The 20,425-nt window shown below is 58.5% G+C and carries 20 protein-coding genes; 13 read left to right on the top strand and 7 right to left on the bottom strand.

Going from position 1 to position 20,425, the window contains the following annotated elements; genetic code table 11:
- From HIJ39_RS10690 to HIJ39_RS10750, 13 genes are all read left to right on the top strand, one after another.
- A partial coding sequence (locus tag HIJ39_RS10690) for an ABC transporter permease (protein WP_207711619.1) occupies positions 1-396 on the top strand: 396 nt, incomplete at its 5' end.
- Positions 397-915: 519 nt separating this feature from the next.
- Positions 916-1,257, top strand: coding sequence for a hypothetical protein (locus HIJ39_RS10695; protein ID WP_169099503.1), 342 nt, complete (start codon positions 916-918; stop codon positions 1,255-1,257).
- Positions 1,258-2,203: 946 nt separating this feature from the next.
- Entirely contained in the window at positions 2,204-2,926 is a 723-nt protein-coding gene (locus HIJ39_RS10700; protein ID WP_169099504.1) for a hypothetical protein, read from the top strand.
- Positions 2,927-3,773: 847 nt separating this feature from the next.
- Positions 3,774-5,012 (top strand): peptidoglycan-binding domain-containing protein, encoded by a 1,239-nt coding sequence (locus HIJ39_RS10705; RefSeq protein WP_169099506.1) that lies wholly within the window; start codon positions 3,774-3,776, stop codon positions 5,010-5,012.
- Positions 5,013-5,316: 304 nt separating this feature from the next.
- Positions 5,317-5,595, top strand: coding sequence for a hypothetical protein (locus tag HIJ39_RS10710; protein WP_169099508.1), 279 nt, complete (start codon positions 5,317-5,319; stop codon positions 5,593-5,595).
- A 666-nt stretch (positions 5,596-6,261) separates the two neighbouring features.
- Complete coding sequence (locus tag HIJ39_RS10715; protein ID WP_169099510.1) at positions 6,262-6,807, top strand: GNAT family N-acetyltransferase; 546 nt, start codon at positions 6,262-6,264, stop codon at positions 6,805-6,807.
- Between the two features lie 246 nt (positions 6,808-7,053).
- Positions 7,054-7,962 carry a cupin domain-containing protein gene (locus HIJ39_RS10720; protein WP_169099512.1) on the top strand — a complete coding sequence of 303 codons (909 nt, stop codon included), beginning with the start codon at positions 7,054-7,056 and terminating at the stop codon, positions 7,960-7,962.
- Positions 7,963-8,031: 69 nt separating this feature from the next.
- A complete protein-coding gene (locus tag HIJ39_RS10725) occupies positions 8,032-8,505 on the top strand; it encodes a GNAT family N-acetyltransferase (protein WP_169099514.1) in 474 nt (157 codons plus the stop codon).
- Positions 8,506-8,588: 83 nt separating this feature from the next.
- Positions 8,589-8,876: a hypothetical protein gene (locus HIJ39_RS10730; protein WP_169099516.1), complete on the top strand. Its 288-nt coding sequence runs from the start codon at positions 8,589-8,591 to the stop codon at positions 8,874-8,876.
- Positions 8,867-9,325 carry a methyltransferase domain-containing protein gene (locus tag HIJ39_RS10735; protein WP_169099518.1) on the top strand — a complete coding sequence of 153 codons (459 nt, stop codon included), beginning with the start codon at positions 8,867-8,869 and terminating at the stop codon, positions 9,323-9,325. The genes HIJ39_RS10730 and HIJ39_RS10735 overlap by 10 nt, the downstream gene beginning before the upstream one ends.
- Before the next feature lie 226 nt (positions 9,326-9,551).
- The gene (locus HIJ39_RS24915) at positions 9,552-9,746 is read left to right on the top strand and encodes a hypothetical protein (RefSeq protein WP_169099520.1); all 195 of its coding nucleotides are present in this window, start codon (positions 9,552-9,554) and stop codon (positions 9,744-9,746) included.
- Positions 9,747-9,760: 14 nt separating this feature from the next.
- Positions 9,761-10,180 (top strand): TadE/TadG family type IV pilus assembly protein, encoded by a 420-nt coding sequence (locus HIJ39_RS24620; RefSeq protein WP_338055148.1) that lies wholly within the window; start codon positions 9,761-9,763, stop codon positions 10,178-10,180.
- Positions 10,152-10,511: a hypothetical protein gene (locus HIJ39_RS10750; protein ID WP_169099524.1), complete on the top strand. Its 360-nt coding sequence runs from the start codon at positions 10,152-10,154 to the stop codon at positions 10,509-10,511. The genes HIJ39_RS24620 and HIJ39_RS10750 overlap by 29 nt, the downstream gene beginning before the upstream one ends.
- Positions 10,512-10,521: 10 nt before the next feature.
- Here HIJ39_RS10750 and HIJ39_RS10755 read toward each other — a convergent pair whose 3' ends face one another.
- The 7 genes from HIJ39_RS10755 to tkt all read right to left on the bottom strand — a co-directional run bounded on the left by HIJ39_RS10755 (position 10,522) and on the right by tkt (position 20,277).
- Positions 10,522-11,208: an HAD family hydrolase gene (locus HIJ39_RS10755; protein WP_169099526.1), complete on the bottom strand. Its 687-nt coding sequence runs from the start codon at positions 11,206-11,208 to the stop codon at positions 10,522-10,524.
- Positions 11,192-11,896, bottom strand: coding sequence for a 6-phosphogluconolactonase (pgl, locus tag HIJ39_RS10760; protein ID WP_169099528.1), 705 nt, complete (start codon positions 11,894-11,896; stop codon positions 11,192-11,194). The genes HIJ39_RS10755 and pgl overlap by 17 nt, the downstream gene beginning before the upstream one ends.
- Positions 11,893-12,921, bottom strand: coding sequence for a glucose-6-phosphate dehydrogenase assembly protein OpcA (locus HIJ39_RS10765; RefSeq protein ID WP_169099530.1), 1,029 nt, complete (start codon positions 12,919-12,921; stop codon positions 11,893-11,895). Before HIJ39_RS10765 ends, pgl begins: the two co-directional genes overlap by 4 nt.
- A gap of 79 nt (positions 12,922-13,000) precedes the next feature.
- Entirely contained in the window at positions 13,001-14,530 is a 1,530-nt protein-coding gene (gene zwf / locus HIJ39_RS10770) for a glucose-6-phosphate dehydrogenase (RefSeq protein WP_169099532.1), read from the bottom strand.
- 14 nt (positions 14,531-14,544) lie between these two features.
- Complete coding sequence (gene gnd / locus HIJ39_RS10775) at positions 14,545-15,441, bottom strand: phosphogluconate dehydrogenase (NAD(+)-dependent, decarboxylating) (RefSeq protein ID WP_169099534.1); 897 nt, start codon at positions 15,439-15,441, stop codon at positions 14,545-14,547.
- A gap of 19 nt (positions 15,442-15,460) precedes the next feature.
- Entirely contained in the window at positions 15,461-18,226 is a 2,766-nt protein-coding gene (locus HIJ39_RS10780; protein ID WP_169099536.1) for a bifunctional transaldolase/phosoglucose isomerase, read from the bottom strand.
- Positions 18,227-18,288: 62 nt separating this feature from the next.
- A complete protein-coding gene (gene tkt / locus HIJ39_RS10785; RefSeq protein ID WP_169099570.1) occupies positions 18,289-20,277 on the bottom strand; it encodes a transketolase in 1,989 nt (662 codons plus the stop codon).
- Positions 20,278-20,425: the final 148 nt, after the last annotated feature.

Raw genomic sequence — 20,425 nt, forward strand, 5'->3', positions numbered from 1 at the left:
TCCGGTACCGTTTCGCTGGAAGTGGAAGCCCGAGGACGCAAAAAGCATGGACGCTATTTAGGAATGGCTATACTAGAAGCCACCACGGCCGCCTTCTTCAGCGGCAGCGCCCTGATGGCCCGCGGCGAGATTAACGGGTTTGCCGCCTTGGCCAATGGGTTAAATCTCCCCGTGTTGCTACTCGGTGGCGTGTTGCTGCCCATTTCGCTGGGCCCGACATGGCTTCGGGACTTGGCGCACCTTGATCCGCTATACTACGCGGTGGACGCTGCCCGCAGCTTGGCAGCCGGGCATGTGGGCGCGCCGACGGTATGGCACGCCTACGCGATTTTAGTACCGCTGTGTACCTTCATATTGGTGTGGGCAACGCGTGTGCTACGACGGGTGGTGACCTGAGTGGACCTATCTTGTGTTTATCTTTGGCTAGATTGCTGTTAGGGCAAGCGACGTGGACGTCGACCCACATGAGAAGAGATGGTGGAAGCGCGCCTTGTTCCATCCGGCATGGCGCGCTGACGCGCGCTATAGGATATCCGTTATCCCTGGAATCTCGTAGACTATTGTGAGCGTGGAACATGAAATGCTGTGTACCGCCGGAGTCCAAAAAAACAGCCCCTCCGCGTTATGGGTCCGAACCATTTAATGCCGTGCACCATGACATGATCACACTCCCTCATGTATCGAATCGCCATGCCGCGACCCCGCCACGACGTCATCGCTTCACGCGTCCTAGGATCTGACTTTCTTAAAATGATGGCCTTGATGGCCATGGAATATGGGCCGGAGCCACAGCTGGGAAAAATTTAACAAACACAGTTACAGGGCGTTGATCCACACGAAAATCCGAATGCCCATAAAAATTGCATGATAGACGCAGGCAAGTAGAGTATCACGCCGGCGAATGGCGGATATTTCGTGGTGGTCCGGTATCCTCACGGCCACCAAGATCAACTGTTTTACACAACGGTGAAGGACCGACAATGGACGGCCGTTAATACCGGGGAACTGTATCGGCCGGCGTTCACCTATAGCTTCAGTGGAACAGTTGGCCCTCAAAGACCGAGCATTGTCACGGTTTCGACCCCGGACAACCCGAAAGTCGCCACCGTGGTGGCGTACTCGCGGCTTCGGGGATCGGGAAAGGCCATCCCGATCGCTCTTAGCAAAATTGGCCGCTTGGCTCTATGGGCGTATAAGTACAACTCCGCCGTATTTTCCGTCACCAGGGTCGTGGTGTACGACAGTCACGGCACGTGATATGGTCGAGCCAGCCCAAGTCGTAACGCCCACGCATCAGATCTCTCATACTCAGCTGGCGCCGGCGGATGAAACTGACTGCTGCAGTGTGGTCCCAGCAAAATCACGGTGAGGGCCGTGCCGCCAAAATTACCCATGTCGATATCGGCTTGGCTGCCTTCGGGTTTGTCAGTGCTGTGCCATTGTCCTCTTAATGATGCAGCCGATGGGCGCCTATTTGAGGGGGCGCATTGGCGGTCGTAACCGTTTAGCCCGCAATCGATGGGAAAGAATATCCTGTTCTGCCGGTTACGGTGTCGGGTGGGCCTGAACGGGTGGGCAGCAGCGTCTTTATGTGTCGGATTCCTAATCGGGATAGGTGTTGACTGGGTGGTGCACCGGAGCGGCGTGGTCGGCTCGGGGTAGAGAAAGAGCGCCTCATCACCACCGTCGGGGTGCTCAATTCGCTGCGGGTCTCTCCGGGCAGTCCATGTGCTCCGAAATGGAAATCTCTATATTACTTGGCGCTGTAACTTTATTCGCAAGGGGGCGTTGTATTCGGCAAATACGGACAAAGGGATGATTTACGTGGGACGATTGCGTTTGGTGTTGGTTGGCGCCGTTCGCGCGCTCTTGGCGTTGCCACTCGTGAGATGCGAGGGTAATTGATATGCTGCGCGCGTCGGTACCTTCAAGCCTTCTAGTCCTGGCTCTTGCTGGATGCCTGGCTGGATGTGGGACTGCTGTGGCGGACGGGGGATCGAGCCAAACCGCTCCGCCAAAGGCCGTGGCTAGCGGGAGTGTGACAGCTCCGGCCCAAAGCTCCCAACCGGGCGCCTCCTCTGCTTCAACAGCTAGCCCTAGGCCGGGGCACGAGGTCGGGCCAGGCAGCGTGAGCCCATCCAGCCGTGGTCCGGGCTTTACCGCATGGGTAAACGGATGTTATCCCGCATGGGAGCAAACCGACATGAGCGTGGCTGAAAAGACCAAACTGCCTGTCGCCACCGTCGAGGTCCAGGGATTCGACGGGGACCCGCAGATCACAGCGGTAAACCTTCCCATGTGGTTCGGCGACCCGGCGGGCACAGTTTCTACGGCTAACGCGCTGTTGAACGGGTGGACCGTGCGTGGCGATGCGGCCATCCGGGGTACGAGCATGTTGAGGCTCGTTTCGTCACCCACCTCCGATACCCTGTACATTGAGGAGCCTGCTCCAACGGCAGCGCAGCTCAAGGCATTAAAACCTCTCGGATGGCCGGTGCCCAGTGCATCCTCTGCGGTCACTGTTGAGATCCAGACTCGGCCGACGGCGTCCGGCTCTGGTCTCGCGGCTGGGATCGGCGCAGTGGTTCATGCGCTGGCGTCGAAAGGGCCAATGGCGACGACGCTGTTTTTTGTTACCGTGCCGGCACCTGCGCCGAGAAACTATGAGTCATACGCGGGAGGGATTAATCCGGCGGAGTGGCTTACGCCCCCCGAAGGAGGCGGACAGTACATTTGCAGCTCCGGAAAAAGTTCCGTCATGGGACTGTCGGCCGGGCTTGTCACGCCGCTTCCCGTCTCTTCAATCAGCAATGCCAACGGCATCACCGAGGGGTTTGCTATGGGTGCGTTTCTGGTTTCCTCAGATCACGCGGGAATAATCCAGAACTACTGGTACAGCATCCCTGGGATAACGGCGCCGCGTTGAAGTCTATACCACATTCCCTCCCTCAAACAACACCCTTGTTGGTCACGGCGACTGTGTCGGCGCACCTCATGACGTATTCGGCCATTTGCATGGTAGTCGCGATCGGCACGCGTCAGCGATCGCGGTGCATGCGACTTTAGGCTGCGCTTGGCCGAATGAGGACGAGCGGATAAGCTCTTCGCCGCAGCTGTGCATTCCTAGAGCGTAGGTCGATTACGGTCATGTCTTACTTGAAAGGCCCGCCTTGCCGCTTTTGCGGTTGCGTTGGCACAAACCATAAATTTCGTTCGGGTATCATCTATAAAGCGAAAAGAACCAAGCCGATACGTCACCAACCGTTCGCGAATGACATATTGACGAGGACGTTCGGCCTTGACCACCAACTCCGGTTCCATATCCGTTAGGGCAGCCCTGGTCGGCGTGAATGAATGCGTGGTGCAGAAGTTTTTGCGCCCACGACAACGGCCCCATTTCGATCTCCTGGGGAACTTCTGAGCCCCATACACAAACACGGGGAGTGGCCAGAACATGGTCGCTGGAGAGATTCCACCGACCGGCGAAGGCGCGCGCATAGGGCCCCCATTCGTACGATCAGCGGCTTGGTGTGTTCCGCTGATGCCTAACCCACCCAAGACTGCGATACTGCCTGCAAGTACAGCCCACCATGACCCTTGTTTCATGGGACAAGAAAGGTCTCGCGGCGCTTTGGGAATAACCCACGAATAGATCGCAGGACCAAAGGGGGGGCAGAATTCAACCGCGTTAAGCATCCGTCGCGTTCATGTCACAATCTTCGACTCTGCGTCATACGGTACACCATGTTATGCCAAGGGAGGGAAACATTAACATGGCTTTGTTTGAGGATACATTTTCCCCATACGTGCCATTTGGGAGCCGCAATCTCTCAACGGGGGCGGTCGGAACCGATGTCGCGGTATTGCAGGCTGTGTACGACCTTATGCTGAAAACGATGAATCCGCCGCTTGGACCTATGGGCTCACCCATCGCCATCGATGGGCGTTTCGGATCCAACACCGCGCAGGCGGTCCGCAACATTCAATCCTACTTCGATCTCTCGATAGATGGAATCGTTGGCCCCAATACGTTCTTTGTGTTTGGGCAGGGTGTTGGCCCCAACATGACCTATGGCGGCCCGGAGTATGGAAGTCGCGAACTAGAAACTGGGATATCCGGGGGCGACGTAAAGATTCTTCAGAACCGCCTCAACCTATTTCACTATAGCTCCATTATCGGAAGGCCAGCTTCCGGGACCTTCGATGCGGCGACCGAGGCTGCCGTTCTGGCTTTTAAGCAAGATGCGGCAGGACACGGGGATACCGGCTTCCCTAACAACGGCATTGCCGGCGATGGCTTTTATGACGGGTCCTGGATTTACACGTTTGCCGGCGGTCGAGCAATCCAATCGGGCCGGAATGGCTTTGACGTCGTGTTTCTTCAGGTGCTGTTAAAGGTCCTCGGATACTATTTTGGGCGCATTACCGGCTACTACGATTCCGCCACTTTAACGGCTGTGTGCGCCTTCCAAGCCGCAGAAGGCATCGCCGTCGACGGCGTGGTGGGACCCGAGACATTCTATAAGCTTGGCCGCCACAACAACCACGCCGCGCCGACCCCGCTGGGCGTTGCTTGGCCGGTGTATGCGGAAATCGCGGAGTTCACCGATTGCTGCTTCATTTTAGCAAGCCCCGACGGTGCGGTCTCTGCTGGGGCTGCAGAACCCCCAGGAGGCACTATGTGGGTGCGCCAGTTTGCCAACGGCGGCCTTGCGACGGTGGCTACCACCTGGGAATTGCCGCCACCTGAGACTTACAACCCGTGCTACGACACCTGGGTGCTCGACTTCCTCCCCTATCCCAGTCGGATCATGACCCTGGTCAATTCCTGCTTCGGAATCTACCAACATGCGCGGTCCCAAAGCTACGGCTCGCCTCTTCCTCTTGATGCGGAAGTTACAATTCGGCCCGGGCAAGGATCGGTGCCGATGGGTCCCGTGGTGTTGCGGGGAATCATGGCCAATTGCGGCGGAACGGGTGAAGGCAGCGGCTGCCCCGACGTGGACATCTAACGGACAATTCGCTCGAGGGCATCTCCTAAACGCCGGGAGGTGCTGTTTAGCACGTACTTCCCGGTATTCGTTTCAACCGCCGGATGTCGAGTCCGCAAGGAATCAGCCAAGGGAAAAGTCGACAGGGAGCAAACCACCCTGCAACACGTCCCAGACTGCTGGGCAGGGGATTGCGACCAAAATATCGAATTATCAGCTATCAGCGCGAGCGCTCGTGAATGGCGAGTGCTGCGCCGACAATGTTGCGAGGTAGAAACCACGGAATGGACTTAGTATCTTCCAGGCAGACGAAGGGGGATTCTCTATGCAGATCGATGAATTGAAGCGCCACTTCATACGGCACTTGCTGGCTCACGAGCATGGATTGTCTTCAGACACGCTTGAACGCCATGTTGAAAACTCGGCTGGTCCCCTGGAGGTTGAGCACCGTGAACTCCTCCGCACCTGGACCGATGCGCTGGTCGGTCGGGGACATATTCACCGCGACGGCGATTGGGTAAATCTCAGTGAAGAGGGTCGACTCGAGGCCTTTCGCTTGTCGCAGGCAAGTCAGGTCTCCGAATTCAACGGATGGCCGTTTTAGAGTGGTGCTTTCTGGAATCGGCCTGTGCCCTTCTAGCTATCGACGTCCGGACCATGACGCGTCCATCGGCTTGAGCACCCAGTGGTGGATTCTAAGTTGAAAAACCCATTGAGAAGCCATTGGGTGACCTGGTCATGTGCATCCAAAAGCGTCGTATTGGGGAGGCATATCCGGCTCAGGTAGCTCACGCCCCGTGAAAGTCGAGGCAGAGAGCCGCTGTCTTTCGGATGCGCCGGTCACGTGTTTGACGGTGGGCCAAAATGTCGTGAAAAGCAGGAATTCATGGGGCCCATAAGACGTTGGTGGGGGAGAGTCCGTGGGCGTGCCGTATCGCGTGATTCGTGAGCAGCACCGCAGCTACGCTGAGGCACTGCTTTTGTGTGCTGGCGACCAGGTGGAGGGGGGCGGTGTGGGCCGGATGCCCGCTGGCCTTCAAGGCTTTGGTGTACCGCCGTGTCGGGCCTCAGGGCATGGTTGCCTGAGCGAATTCTAGACGTTCACGACAGGACCCGAGCCGTGGCGACAACCGAAGATCATGCCATCGAGTTGACGGTAGAAGCTGAGGACGTGGTCGGGTCGGGGCGAAGATTCTAGATGCAACCCGTAACGATTTATCGGACGGTCCTCCCGCAATGTGGGATAATTGGCGGAAAAAGGAGACGCGCCATGAAACCGATTCTTCTCGACTTTCCACAGGAATTCGAAACCGAACGGTTGCTGATTCGCTGTCCGTTGCCAGGCGATGGTGCCATGGTCAATGAAGCTATTGTGGAGTCCCACGAAGAATTGAAGGAATGGATGCCGTTCGCGGTGAACCTGCCATCCATCGAGGAGACAGAGGAAAATGTGCGTCGTGCGCACGCCAAATTTCTGCTCCGTGAGGATTTGCGTCTCCACATGATCCGGAAGTCATCGGGGCGTTTTGTCGGCAGCACCGGACTACACCGCATCAATTGGGACGTGGGACGTTTTGAGATCGGATACTGGATTCGCACATCGGAAGCTGGCCAGGGGTTGGTGACCGAAGCCGTCCATGGCATCGTGCGCTGGGCTTCAGATAATTTGAATGCGCAGCGCATCGAGATCCGGTGCGACGCACGCAATCAGCGGAGTAGGAACGTCGCCGAGCGGGCGGGATTTCACCTGGAAGCTATTCTCCGTCAAGATGAACCGGACGTCGAAGGACTGCCCAGCGAACCCCCATCTATGTAAAATTGCGATTGCCCAGTGGCGAGTGGGGGTATCCATCGTGATGGGGTCTTTGACGCCGTGGACGTCAATTGCATGACGGAGCGCCTCAAGGGATTTTGGAATCGCCGATTGGTCGGGATCGCACCCGTCTGGTTTTTAGGCCAGGCAGTAATCGTCGCAGTTAGGGATTAACGATGTACTCAGGCGGTTGTTTGGCGAGTTCTGACGCCTAGCGTCGGCGTGCAAGGACAATATAGGGGGGGTTACATGGCGAGGGTGATTTTTTGGGATGTTGCCAACGGACTTCCTGAAGGGGAACCGCTAATCCGCTGGGATTTGGCATGGCCTTTGTTTTTGCAAGGCATTGAACCTGGAGAGTTGCCCCTTGAGCAGCCACCGTTGCTCAATATCCTGGGGCGGTGGTTCTGGGAACAGATGGGGATGCTGGGGGGCCGTCTTCGACCTGATGCTCATGAAACCGTGTGGTTCGTGACACCGGCGTTGTCGGATGGGGCGCGGGAATATCTGACGCGTCTCGCGTCATTTTGGTGTGACGAGGTCTACTGGGAAGTTCCCACCGCGATCACGCCGAACCGCTGGACGATACCAGCGGTGAATGTCGGGGCATTGCCGTCCACGCCTCTATGGACTGCGCTGACGGAATCCTACCCGGAGGGGATCGACCGTCATCTTCTCCCGATGATTGGCGTGGGCCGGGTGTTTATCAAGGTTCAACAGGTCGTTGAGGGCTCCGCATCCGCTCGGCTTCACAGTCACAGTGCCCAAGACGAATACTACTTCATTCTGGCAGGATCGGGTACTTTGCGTATGGGCCGTTATAGCCAACCTGTCGCGCCGGGCACCTTTATCGCCAAGCCCACAGGGCCGGACCTGACTAGTCAGATAGTGGCCGATCGAGGCGAGTCGGTGACCATTCTCGACATCGAGGTCCATGCGGATTCCCGCCTGGCGATGGGTGGAAGGGACATGATGGCTTACACCGATCATCAGGAGGTGTTACTGGTGGGGGCGGGGATGGAAGGCATGGTTCCGCAATCCGCGGTGCGGCCCACCGAAGATGTGTTTAGCCATTACTTTGATGGCTATGTGCGGGCAGTCGACGGCAGCGTGATACCCTGCGAACTGCCGGGGCATCCCAAACGGGATGACGGCTAGGGCTCACATCCTGGTGCCAAGTTGGCGAGGTCTCCGACAAAAACGCAAATGGGATAGGGTGGGGGGAAAATGGTTCAAACGAAGGTGCTGACACCAGATGACTGGCGCGTATGGCGGAGCCTTAGATTGGCTGCCCTTACGGAAGCGCCCGCTGCTTTTGGTTCCGTCCTGGCCGACTGGCAGGGCGACGGGGACGTAGAGGAAAGGTGGCGCCATCGTCTGACCGTGGTCGCTTTCAACGTCATGGCGGACGTAGCCGGCACTCCGGCGGGCATGGTCAGTGGTGCTTGGGACGCTCCAGATGTCGAGCTCATTTCCCTGTGGGTGGCGCCCTTCGCGCGGGGACGGGGCGTCGGTGATCGGCTCGTTGCGACAGTGGTCGAGTGGGCGCGGAGTCAACATGCGCCGCGCGTAATCCTTAGCGTTAAGGATGATAATGTGCCCGCCATTCGTTTGTACCGCCGCCACGGATTCCATGAGGCGGGTCCGAGTGAAGACTCGAAGCCCGGGTCTCCGGAGACGCTATTTGTCCGGCGTCTCTAACGAGGCGCCGCCCGGCTTCAGGCCGGCCGTTATCCCCGTGGAAGTCAGAATGGGCTGAAGCTCTCTATATTGGAGGTCCGTCAATGGAAAGCAATGCGTGGGACAATATTGACGCTGTGCGGGAGTATGTCCTGCGGCAGCGTGCGAATGCCGATTACTTGGAGCGCCCAGCCATTGAGTCCGTCTTGCCTCCCCTGCGTGCAAAGCGCGTTTTAGATTTGGGGGCGGGAGCAGGGGACTGGGCCGCCTGGGCGGCCAATGCGGGGGCAAGCTCGGTGACGGCCGTGGAAAAATCGCTCGCCATGCGCTCGTTCTTTATATTCCCGAAAACGGTGCGTTGGTTGGTGGCAGCATTGAGACGGTGGACCTGAGCCCGGCCAGCTTCGATTGCATCCTCAGCGTGCGGGTCTTTCATTACCTCGAACATTTCCCCGACTTGGCAAGTCGCTTGTATCAGTGGCTGGCACCGGGGGGGAGTCTGATCTTTTCCGTGGAACATCCCTTGAAGTACGCCAATAGCCGAGGAGACTGGATCGTGGACGCCGAAGGCAACGCCAGTGCATGGCCCATTGATTCCTACCTAAAACCTGGCCCCCGACCGGAAGAACGAATGGGCGTTCACCTGGTGAAATGGCACCGCCCAATATCGGCCTATATCACCCCATTAATTGAGGCGGGGTTCTTGATCAAAGCCGTGATGGAGCCGGATTTCACCGATGAGGGGTGGCGGGACCAACCGGCCGCTGCCGAAGGCAACCGCCGCCGGCCTAACATTCTCGTCATTCGTGCCGACAAGGAGATGAGCACCGGCACCGCGTGAGGCAGGCTACCAGGGCGGAGCTTAGGGAAAAAGAGAGCCAGACAGGCGACAGCTCCAGGTAAATCTGTCGGTTTTCGTCGGATGCCGGGTGCACTGCGAATACGCAGTTTCCGGTGCAGTGGGCTAACGGTTCTGTCGAACCCTTTGCCGGAATCCTCCCTCGATTCTTCGCTATCCTGTCCCTACCGCGTAGACGGCGCGGAAAAATGGTTCAGGAGGAGATCTTGTGAGACTATGGCTGACACTATGGGGGGGCCGATTGACGGCGTTCTTCGGGAAAAAAGAGGGCAATGTCTTTATCGAAAACGGCATTTGGATTATCGTGGTGGTCTTGGCCATGATTATGCCCATCGAATCCCTCCGAAACGCCCTGGTCAATGCTTTCGGACAAATCACGCAGAATCTCAGCACCATTCAATAGCGGGAAATGCCTACATTGAACTACTGCTGGTACTCCCAGTGCTCACCGCGGTATTCCTCGGGATGGTGACGGTTGCCAGCTTATTTTTAGGCAACGTGGCGGTATCACAGGCGGCCGAACAGGGAGTCCGGGCGTGGGCCGGGGGGGCGTCAACCGCCTCGGTGACAGAGACAGTCGCGGCGGCACTGCGCCAAGAGGGAATATCCGCCACGCCCGTGACCCAATTTGCGAACCAGGGCAGCGCGAAAAGTGTAACGGTGACCGTGCCCTTCAAACTTCTTAACACAGGAACCATCGGGTCCGTGAGCGCGTCGCGCACCATCACCAGCGCGGCTTCCGCACCGGTAGGCAGCGGGCCATCCGGGCCTGTTGGCGGGGGAGGCGGTGGTCAAGGAGGCGGCGGTGTTGTGTATCATCACTTCCCGCGCTGGTAGCGTCAGCATCATGGGGCTCGGGCTCGTCTTAGTAGGGCTGATGGCAGCGGCGCTAATCGTGGCTGGCGGGCAACTCTGGATGAGTCAGCAAGCGCTTCAGGACGCGCTCGGGAATGCCGCCTTGGTGATGGAACAAGCGCATCAGACTTCCGCCGCGGAACTGGTTCAGTTGGTGGAGGATAATGATCCCCAAGCGTCATCGGTCACTGTGCTTTTTTGTCAGGAAACCGCCACGGGAACTCTCGACGCTACCGTCAGCGCCCCGGTTACACTGACGTTTTGGGCTCCTTGGATGGGGATTAAGCCGCTTCAGGTACAAGCTCAGGTTTAGGCCCAGGAAGTCATTCCCGGGCCTTTTCCTGGCCAAATTGCCATACCTGGTCGAAGAATGGTGTGGGTTCGGCCAAACTCTCCAGCACCGCGTCTGCGGCCGCTGCCTGAAGCGCGGCGACGTCAAAGCGTCCGGTGGCTATCCCGAAACAGAAAAATCCTGCCGTATGCGCTGCATCCACGTCGCGGGGGGTGTCGCCAATCACGATAACGGGCCGGTCTAAATGGGAATCGGCTGCCCGTTGAAGAATGTCGGCACGCGTCGACCCAGCTTCCGAAAACCCACCGCCCGGGAAGTAGGGCGCGAGGCCTGCCGCGTTGAGCTTGGCATAGGCGCCTAGGCGGATGTTGCCGGTTCCCAGTCTTAAGGGCCAGCCTCGCATTGAAAGGTCGGCGATCAGGGAAGCGACCCCAGCCAATGGCTGGAGGGGAGTCCGACTGAGCTGCTGGCGCAAGTGCCGAACGTAGACGGCAAAAAAGTTCGACGCCTCCTCGGGGGGAATGCGGGCGCTGTCGGCGGCTTGAAGCCACAGATGATGATCGGTGGCTCCCGCGAAGTCAAGACCGTCAAACCCTCCAGATATTCCATACAAGGCATGGAAGGCCTGATTCAGGGCTTGACGTCCAACACCCAGCGGTTCCAGCAGGGTGCCGTCAATATCCCAGATAAGAAGCGGCCGTTTATAACGCTGAAGCACTGGCTCGGTCCAAAAACCAATGGGCCTCTCGGGCGTGTCTGGTCAGCCACGCAGCCGGGAGTTGGGATTCTCCGCTTAGGCACTCCTGAACCCGTGTCGCCTTGTCCGAGCCGGCCACCAAAAACGCTACCCGCCGGGCGTGGGCCAAGAGAGGCAACGTCAACGTGAGACGTTCGGTGCCCGGGCCGGGTCCTGCTGCCACCCAGTCGCGCGAAAGTTCCTGGGGCGAGCCGGGAAATACCGACGCGGTATGACCGTCGCCACCCATGCCTTGCATGGCCAGGTCGAGTTCGGGATACCCATCTGAACGCGGCAAGATTGCCAACGCCTGACGATACCGGGCCAGCGATTCCCGCGGGTCGGTTTCGGTAAGCCATGGAAAGACCGAGAGCGGTGGGACCGGCAAGCGGTTCAGCAGTGCTTCACGGATCATCCGAACGTTGCTGTCCGGGTCCATCGGGCCCACGTTCCGTTCGTCAACGAAATAAAGACGGATGGAGGACCAGGGGAGGCTCTCCTTGCTCGCCAAGTGCTGATACAAGGGTTTGGGGGTGCTGCCGCCTGACAGCGCCAAATTGGCGCAGCCATGCTCCCGAATGGCTTCCAGCGTCACCCTCTGCAACCACTCGGAGACCATATGAACTAAGGCCTCCGGGGAATCCGCAACATGGATTTCCGGTTTGGTCATGAGGCATGAGTCCCTTCTAGCAAAGTGTGGCGCAATGTTTCCAAGTACAGCGGGTCGCGCCCGATGGTGAGAAGATTCGTTAGGTCATCCAACAGGGTGGGCGTTTGGTGCGGTTCTTGCCATTCCCGGATGACATTGTCGTCTTTCACGAGGTGAAGCCGCCAGGCGTCGGCAGCGTCCGTCACCACCAATGCGTGGCGGCCGCGGCGAAAGCGCCAAACGTGAGACAGCCCTTCGGCCTGTTCCACGCGGATGCTGGGATGATTGCAGGGCGGAAGTCCTATATCCCAACCAAGACGCCAGGAGAGCCAAAGCCAGGAGCTGGCGAGCGGCCAGTCGTCATGGTTGGGGCTGGTCACCAAGACGTCCTCCGGGTTTTTCAGGACGGCTAGGGCCTCCGACTCGTCCGAGGCCTCGGCTAGCAGATGGCGAAATGGCACGCCCCGATACCAATCCAAGTCCATGACTCCCATCTGGTAGCGCTCTGCGGCCTCGATGAGCGGCTGCCACTGCTGCAACGGGTAGGCAGCACTGTCAATGACGAGCGATTGAAAGCTGGTACTGAGCAAATCCCAGCGAAAACGCCCTTCCGGAGGGGCGGTGGTCCACCAGAGATAGGAGGGGAGGTCCGAGCGCACCAACGGTTGGACCCAGTCAATCCAGTAGTTCGCAATCCCGCCAAAAAGGGTCATGGCAATGCACTCCGAAAACAGCAATGGGGGTCGGCCCACGCCGCGGTCGGTTTCCACGGCCGTGTAGACATCGACGTCCAAACGATCGGCACCGTCCCGTTCGGACGACGGGGAGAGCATGAGAATCCGCGCGGGATGGGTTTGGGCCAGCTGATGGGCTAATTTTAGCCAGTCCTCTAAGCGCTCGGGATCCACAAATAGGCCAAGCGTCATCACTGTAGCGGTCAGAGGAACGGCCCCGTCCAGCGCTTTGGGGACAATGGCGGGAAGGTGGTGCAAAAGTTCCGGACCCCCGATTTGCTGCTGCTTCCAGTGAATTATCCGTCGGTTCATCGGTAATGACGGCGCTTGACCCTCTGATGGCCAAGCGCCGCTACCTCCTTTCCCCTGGAATCTTCCCCTGCTTATACCATTACGGCCGACGCCAGCGAAATCCGTCCCGCTGAATGAGGGAATCGGCCTCCTCAGGGCCCCAGGATCCGGATTCATAGGTGGGAATGGGGCCTCGGGCTCGCTGCCAACCGTGCAAAATGGAGGATACCAGCGACCAGGCGGCCTCCACCTCATCCTTTCGGGTGAATAGGGTGGAATCGCCAATCATGGCATCCAACAGCAGCCGCTCATAGGCTTCGGGGGGCGTTCCCGCAAACGACGTCCCGTACAAGAACTCCATGTTAACGGTTCGAACCCGAATTTCCGGTCCCGGAACTTTGGCGCCGAAGCGCAGTGAAATGCCCTCGTCAGGCTGGATTTTCAGCGTCAGCAAGTTGGGCGCCAACTCGGGGGTATCGGTTTGCTCAAAGAAACGATGGGGTGCCGTTTTAAATTGGATCGCGATCTCGGTCGCGCGTTTGGCCAGGCGCTTTCCGGTACGCAGGTAAAAGGGGACGCCGGCCCAACGCCAATTGTCGATTAGGAGCCTCAGCGCCACGTAGGATTCCGTCCGGCTGTCGGAGGCAATGTCCGGCTCATCGAGATAGCCCGGAACCAGTTCGCCGTCGACCGAGCCCTTTTCATATTGGGCCCGCACGGTGTACTCCGCTACATCCCGGGTGGAGAAGGGACGAATGGAGCGCAGGACCTTGACCTTTTCATCCCGCACGGCGTCGGCCTCAAATGCAACCGGGGGCTCCATGGCGATCAGCGAGACTAACTGCAGCATGTGATTTTGAACCATGTCGCGCAAAGCGCCGGCTTGATCGTAATACGAGCCGCGGCCGGCGACGCCGAGGGACTCCGCCACCGTAATTTGCACCTGGTCGATGTATTGCCGGGTCCACAGCGGCTCAAAAATGCCGTTGGCAAACCGGAAGACCAAGATGTTCTGCACCGTTTCCTTGCCCAGATAGTGGTCAATACGGTAGATTTGCGACTCATCGAACACCTGATGCAAATCTTGGTTCAAAGCCACAGCGGACTCCAAGTCGTGGCCGAAGGGCTTTTCCACAATAATCCGCACCCAATGCCGCTCGTCGATCGGTTTAGCCAGCCCTACATTGCCCAAGTGATCGGCAATCACGGGATAGGCAGAGGGAGGTGTGGCCAAATAGAATAAGAAGTTTTGCGGAAAGTGGCTTTCTGCATCCCGCAACATGGTCTTCAGCGCCTCGTAGGCATTGGCGTCGTTGAAGTCTGCGGTCAGATAGTACGTGCTGGACAACAGGCGATCCAACACCTGGGGATCGGGTTTGCGCCGCGAGTGCTCTTCAATAGCCTGGCCTACCTCGCGGCGAAACTCTGTATCCTCATAAGCCCGGCGGGCAATGCCGATAATGCGGCAGTCGCCTGCCAGCCAATTATCCACCATCAGGTTGTAGAGCGCGGGAAAGAGCTTCCTATGCGCCAAGTCGCCTGCGGCCCCAAAGATCACGAAGGTAAAGGGTTCCGGCCGTCGGCGAGCCCCCAGTCCTTCTTTTAACGGATTTGCCATCACGGTGTCCATCGCATCGTCCCCGATCATTCGTTGTGAATTTTGTGCCCGCCGAACTGATTTCTAAGAGCGGCAATGACTTTAGCCGAGTAAGATTCCTCCTGTCGGGAGGCAAAGCGCGAGAACAACGAGAGGGTGATAACGGGAGCGGGCACATTCTCGTTAATCGCTTCAAAGACGGTCCAGCGACCCTCGCCGGAGTCATCCACATAGCCGCGGACGTGTTCCAGAGTCGGATTCTCCCGATATGCGCCGGCCAACAGTTCTAAGAGCCAGCTGCGCACGACGGATCCATGATTCCACAATTCGGCCACCTTTGGCAGATCAATGGGGAAGTCGGAGGCCTTTAGTATCTCAAATCCTTCTCCGTACGCCTGAAGAAGGCCGTATTCAATGCCATTGTGCACCATCTTCACGAAGTGCCCTGAGCCGACGGGGCCAACGTGCAGATACCCGTTTTCGGGCGCGAGATCGGTAAAAATCGGCTCTGCAGTATGGACGGCTTGGTCGGGGCCGCCTACCATGAGACAGTAGCCTTCAGTCAACCCCCATACTCCGCCGCTGGTTCCCGCATCGATGAAATGGACGCCCCGCTCTTGGGCTTCCTTTCCGCGCCGCACGGAATCATGAAAGTTCGAGTTGCCGCCGTCAATAATAATGTCGCCGGGATTGAGCGTCTGGATGAGCGTTTGAATCGTATCCTCGGTGATTTTGCCGGCCGGCACCATTACCCAAACAATCCGAGGTGCCGACAATTTTTCGATCGCCTGCGCCAGGCTTTCCGCGGGTTCTCCGCCCATTTTGGCCAGCCGTTGCCGTGCCTCGTCGCTGGGGTCAAAAACCACCACCTGGTGACCATGCTGCAAGAGCCGTTCGGCCATATTGCCGCCCATCCGACCCAAGCCAATCATCGCAAGTTTCATTCTGCACCCTCCTGAGAGATTAATGAGCCCAATCAGCCAACATTTCAATCGTCTGCGTCGCCGGGTGGGGCGCCAGGATGCGCACCACTGCCCGGCCATGAGCCTGGAGTGATTGATAGTCGCCCAACGCCTGAGCTTGCATCAGGGTGAGGAAATCGTAGCCGTCTCCGGGCACCTCCAGACGAGGGCCGTCCTGAGAGACAATCTGGACAAAGAGACCTGTGGCTGGCCCTCCTTTATGCAATTGACCGGTGGAGTGCAAGAAGCGCGGACCATAACCGAACGTCGTGGGCCGACCCGTCAATGCCGATAGTCGCGTACGGAGATGGGATACGGCGTGGTCGGCCTCAGCCGTAGGCTCAATGTAGGCCATAATGGCCAAGTAGCTGGATGCGCCCGCCAAGTCGTAAAGCTTTTTCAATGTGGACTGCAAATCATCACTCTTTAATGCCTCCGATGCCGTCCAGCGAATCCCCTTGGGGCCCTCCATGAGCGCTTCGTCAGGCAGCCGACCGTTTTCCAGTTTGCCCAAGATGGCTTTGGTGTTGTCTTTGCTTTCCTGCACGTTGGGCTGATCGAAGGCATCAATTTGCAGTACCGCTCCCGCGATGGCGGTGGCCACCTCCCAGCGGTAGAACTCCTGCGCCACCTGATACGGATTAGTGAGGTGGTATTCAATCACGGGATGGCCGGCGGCCTTCAACGCGTCGGTCGCGATCCCAGGCGCTTCGTCGCGCCATTGATAGACGACAAAGACGCGGTCCTGACTATACTCTGCCGGAGTCAACACGGGTTCATGGGCAATGGGGACCAGTCCCGTGCCAAGCTTGCCCGTGGATTCGGCCAACAATTGCTCCAACCAATCACCTAAGTGACTGATGGGGTCCGGCATGATGAGGGTCACCTTATCACGCCCAGCTTTGGCCAATGCCCCGAGGGTGGCGCCCAATCGCGCTGCGGGATTTTCGCCGGCGTCCGGATTTTGCGCCGCCTCTTGCATGGCCAGGGCTCCCGTTAGCAATTGGCGAACGTCCAATCCGTAGAGCGCCGCCGGAACCATCCCGAACCAGGAAAGAGCCGAGTACCGACCGCCAATATCCGCCGGGTTGAGAAACACCTCGCGGAAGCGGCGCGCCTGAGCCTCCTTATGCATTGAGGTGCCGGGGTCCGTAATGGCAATGAACTGCCGTGCCGGATCTAGCCCGCGGCGCTCCAATACGTGCCAAAAGTAATGGTAGAAGGCGTTGGGCTCCGTGGTGCTGCCGGACTTGGAGGCTACGATGAACAAGGTGTGTTCTAATGGGAGTTGCTGGGTCAGATGCTCAATGGCCCGGGCGTCCGTCGTATCGAGCACATGCAGGGACAAACGGGGCCGTCCACCGGAAAAGGTATGAACCAGCACGTCCGAGACCAGGCTGGATCCACCCATGCCCAACACCACGGCCGCTTGGAATCCCTCCAGCACCAACTGATTTAAGAAGCTCTCCAGATGCGGGACGTCTTCGAGCACCGCAGCGGGGACGGTGAGCCATCCCAGCGCATTTTTAATAATGGCCTGGTGCTCCGGAGCGTCGGACCAGAGGGAGGCATCATGGTCCCAGAGGCGGGGCACGGCCCGATCATGATTAAGTTGGTTGATGGTCGCGTCTAGATTGTCTTGGAATCCCCCTAGCGAGAAGACGCCGGGTGAGACCTCATGTTGCACGCGGCTTTTTTTTTCCAGACTCTGACGCAACGCGACGAAGGACTTGTGAAAGCTCTTGACTCCCTCGTCAAGAAGCTGAGCCGTCACATCCTTCATGGAGATGCCGGCCGCTTCTAGGCGGTTAATGACGTCCTGGGCGGCGTCAACATCCTGATCTACGGTGCGCGCGGCTCGGCCATGGTCAAGAATGGCATCCACCGTGGCGGGCGGCAGGGTGTCGACGGTGTCGGGCCCAATCAATGCCTCGACATAGAGCAAATCCGGGTAGTCCGGATTCTTGGTGCTGGTGGACGCCCAGAGAGGTCGTTGTACCATCGCGCCTTTGGCTTTCAGAGCCTCGAATTCGGGGCTCTGAAACCGCTCCAAGAAGAGTTGGTAGGCGAGCTTGGCATTGGCGATGGCGGCTTTGCCTTTCAAATCGGCATCAAGCCCGCGCTCGTCAATGAGGCGATCCACCAATGTGTCCACCCGGCTGACAAAGAAGCTGGCGACCGAGGCCACGCGATCGTTGGGCAGTCCCCGGGATTGCCGCTCGTGCAGTCCCTTCAAATAGGCGTCAATCACTTGACGATAGGCGTCAAGGCTAAAAATAAGCGTGACATTCACATTGACCCCGTCTGCAATTAGTTGACGGATGGCAGGAATACCGGCCGGCGTGGCCGGCACTTTAATCATGATATTAGGGCGGTCGAGAGCCCGGAACAGCCGGTGGGCTTCCTGAATGGTAGCATCGGTTTCCTCGGCCATAGTCGGCGGGACCTCGATGGAGATGTATCCGTCGCGTCCCTTGGTGTTCTCGTAGACGGGACGCAACAGGTCAGCGCCGCGGGCGATGTCCTCAAGAACCAGGGCATCATACAACGCGTCGACGGAGCCCACGGTTGGGGCGATTTGCGCGATGGCCTGGTCGTAGTCGTGAGAACCATCGATGGCCTTTTCAAAGATGGTGGGGTTTGAGGTGACTCCGGTAATCCCCTGGGCGATGAGAGAGGCCAATTCCCCCGAGTCTAATAGACCGCGGCGGATGTTGTCATACCATAAACTTTGACCCAGCTCCTGAATCTGACGAATGGGATTCAAAGGGAAATCCCTCCTTGTATGTGCTATATGTGCTCAGTGTGTACCGACGGAACGCCGATCACTCAGCGATTTAACAAATCTCCGGCCACGTCAACCACATGCTCGGGCGTCAGTCCGAACTCCCGGAACAGCACTTCGCCGGGGGCGGAAGCGCCGAAATGATTTAATCCGATGATCGCGCCATTTTCACCCACATATTTGTCCCAACCCATCGGAGAGCCCGCTTCAATCGCGATGCGGCGGGTGTTGGGCGGCAAGACCGTTCGGCGGTATTCCTCATCTTGCTCCTCAAACTTCTCCCAGCACGGGAAGGACACGACGCGCACCGCGGTGCCTTTGTCCGCCAATTGCCGCCCTGCAGCTAGCGCCACACCCACTTCTGACCCGGAGGCCATGATAACTAGTTCCGGGTGGCTTCCGCTTTCCCAGAGAACGTAGGCGCCGCGGCTGAGTCCGGTGGTTTTCTCCGACGGCAGCGCGTCAACGGATTGGCGGGTGAGCGCCATGGCAATGGGATGGTCAGTGGTGTTTAACGCCAGTTTCCAGGCCTCCCGTGTTTCGTTGGGGTCGGCCGGACGGACCACGTACACGCCCGGAATGGCTCTAAGAGCGGCCAACTGCTCAATCGGCTGGTGGGTGGGGCCATCCGTGCCCAAGCCAATGGAATCGTGGGTAAAGATATAGATGGCGGGTTGGTGCATGAGTGCCGCAAGACGAATGGCGGGACGCATGTAGTCGGAAAAGATGAGGAAGGTGCCGCCGTACACGCGAAGTCCGCCGTGCAGCAACATTCCGTTCAAGGCTGCACCCATGGCGTGCTCACGCACCCCGAAGTGCAAATTGCGTCCGTCGTACTGTTCGGCGCTAAAATTGCCGCCGTCCTTGATGTTGGTGTTGTTGGAGGGCGCGAGGTCGGCTGACCCGCCGATGAGGGCGGGCCAACGGGGTGCGATGCGGTTTAGCACCTGGCCCGAGGCTGCCCGCGTGGCCAAAGCGGTACCCTCATCCCATACGGGCAAATCGGCCAGCGCCTCGTTCGGCACCTGACCGGATATGGCTTGCTCCAGCTCCTGCGCCAAGTCTGGATACTGGGCGCGATACTTGTCAAAGAGACGGTTCCACTCGGCTTCCCATTCGCTGCCATTCGCGACCGCCTGGCGGAAATGTGCCAAAACATCATCGGGAACGTAGAAGGTTTTGTCCGTCGGCAATCCCAAAAACTCTTTAGTCAGTTTGGCTTCCTCGGGGCCCAAGGCTTCGCCGTGGACCTTGGGGGTGTCCTGACGGTTGGGGCTCCCATAGCCAATGATGGTCCGCACAGCGATAAGCGATGGGCGGGGATCTGCCTGCGCCTTCTTGATGGCCTCTTCGATGGCGTCCACATCATTGCCATCCGTTACGCGCTCAGTATGCCAGCCATAGGCCTGGAACCGCTTGAGCACGTCTTCGCGGAACGCAATGTCGGTGCGGCCCTCGATGGAAATATGGTTGTCGTCGTATAAATAGATGAGCTTGCCCAGAGAGAGGGTTCCTGCCAACGACGCCGCTTCGGAAGAGATCCCTTCCATCAAATCGCCGTCGGAGACGATGGCGTAGGTATAATGGTCAATGAGGTCGAAGCCCGGCTTGTTGTAACGGGCTGACAAATACGCTTCGGCAATGGCCATGCCGACACCGGTGGCAAACCCTTGCCCGAGCGGTCCGGTGGTCGTCTCGACGCCGGGCGTAAGTCCGTACTCGGGGTGTCCGGGTGTCTTGGACTGCCATTGACGAAAGCGCTTGAGCTCATCTAAGGGGAGGTCATAACCGGTCAGATACAACAACGCGTATAACAGCATGGAGCCGTGCCCGGCCGAGAGGATGAACCGGTCGCGGTTTAGCCAATGAGGGTTATGGGGGTTGTGGTGGAGAAACTTTGTCCAGAGGGTGTAGCCCATTGCGGCGGCTCCTAAGGGGAGTCCCGGGTGGCCCTGCTTGGCCGCCTCCACACCATCGATTGCGAGCCCGCGAATACTGTTAATCGCTTCTTGTTGTAAATCCTGCTGCACCATCACGCTGACCTCCTGTTCCGGGTGTGTCGCGTGGTTGACCCGGAGGTTTTGATTTCTTAGGGTTATTGTAGTGAACCTGCTTCATACTGGCAACGGAACCCAATTGAATGAGCGCTTGCCCGGAGTTAAGAGGAACCAGCAACCCAGC

Source organism: Sulfobacillus harzensis, assembly GCF_012933365.1.
In the GTDB taxonomy this organism is placed as follows: domain Bacteria; phylum Bacillota; class Sulfobacillia; order Sulfobacillales; family Sulfobacillaceae; genus Sulfobacillus_B; species Sulfobacillus_B harzensis.

Bases quoted from the DNA above. Each gene is read 5' to 3' on its own strand.
- HIJ39_RS10715 (WP_169099510.1), top strand. From the start codon at position 6,262: ATGAAACCGATTCTTCTCGACTTTCCACAGGAATTCGAAACCGAACGG.
- HIJ39_RS10730 (WP_169099516.1), top strand. From the start codon at position 8,589: ATGGAAAGCAATGCGTGGGACAATATTGACGCTGTGCGGGAGTATGTC.
- gnd (WP_169099534.1), bottom strand. From the start codon at position 15,441: ATGAAACTTGCGATGATTGGCTTGGGTCGGATGGGCGGCAATATGGCC.
- tkt (WP_169099570.1), bottom strand. From the start codon at position 20,277: ATGGTGCAGCAGGATTTACAACAAGAAGCGATTAACAGTATTCGCGGG.
- HIJ39_RS10710 (WP_169099508.1), top strand. From the start codon at position 5,317: ATGCAGATCGATGAATTGAAGCGCCACTTCATACGGCACTTGCTGGCT.
- HIJ39_RS10725 (WP_169099514.1), top strand. From the start codon at position 8,032: ATGGTTCAAACGAAGGTGCTGACACCAGATGACTGGCGCGTATGGCGG.
- HIJ39_RS10705 (WP_169099506.1), top strand. From the start codon at position 3,774: ATGGCTTTGTTTGAGGATACATTTTCCCCATACGTGCCATTTGGGAGC.
- HIJ39_RS10765 (WP_169099530.1), bottom strand. From the start codon at position 12,921: ATGAACCGACGGATAATTCACTGGAAGCAGCAGCAAATCGGGGGTCCG.
- pgl (WP_169099528.1), bottom strand. From the start codon at position 11,896: ATGACCAAACCGGAAATCCATGTTGCGGATTCCCCGGAGGCCTTAGTT.
- HIJ39_RS10700 (WP_169099504.1), top strand. From the start codon at position 2,204: ATGAGCGTGGCTGAAAAGACCAAACTGCCTGTCGCCACCGTCGAGGTC.
- zwf (WP_169099532.1), bottom strand. From the start codon at position 14,530: ATGGACACCGTGATGGCAAATCCGTTAAAAGAAGGACTGGGGGCTCGC.
- HIJ39_RS10720 (WP_169099512.1), top strand. From the start codon at position 7,054: ATGGCGAGGGTGATTTTTTGGGATGTTGCCAACGGACTTCCTGAAGGG.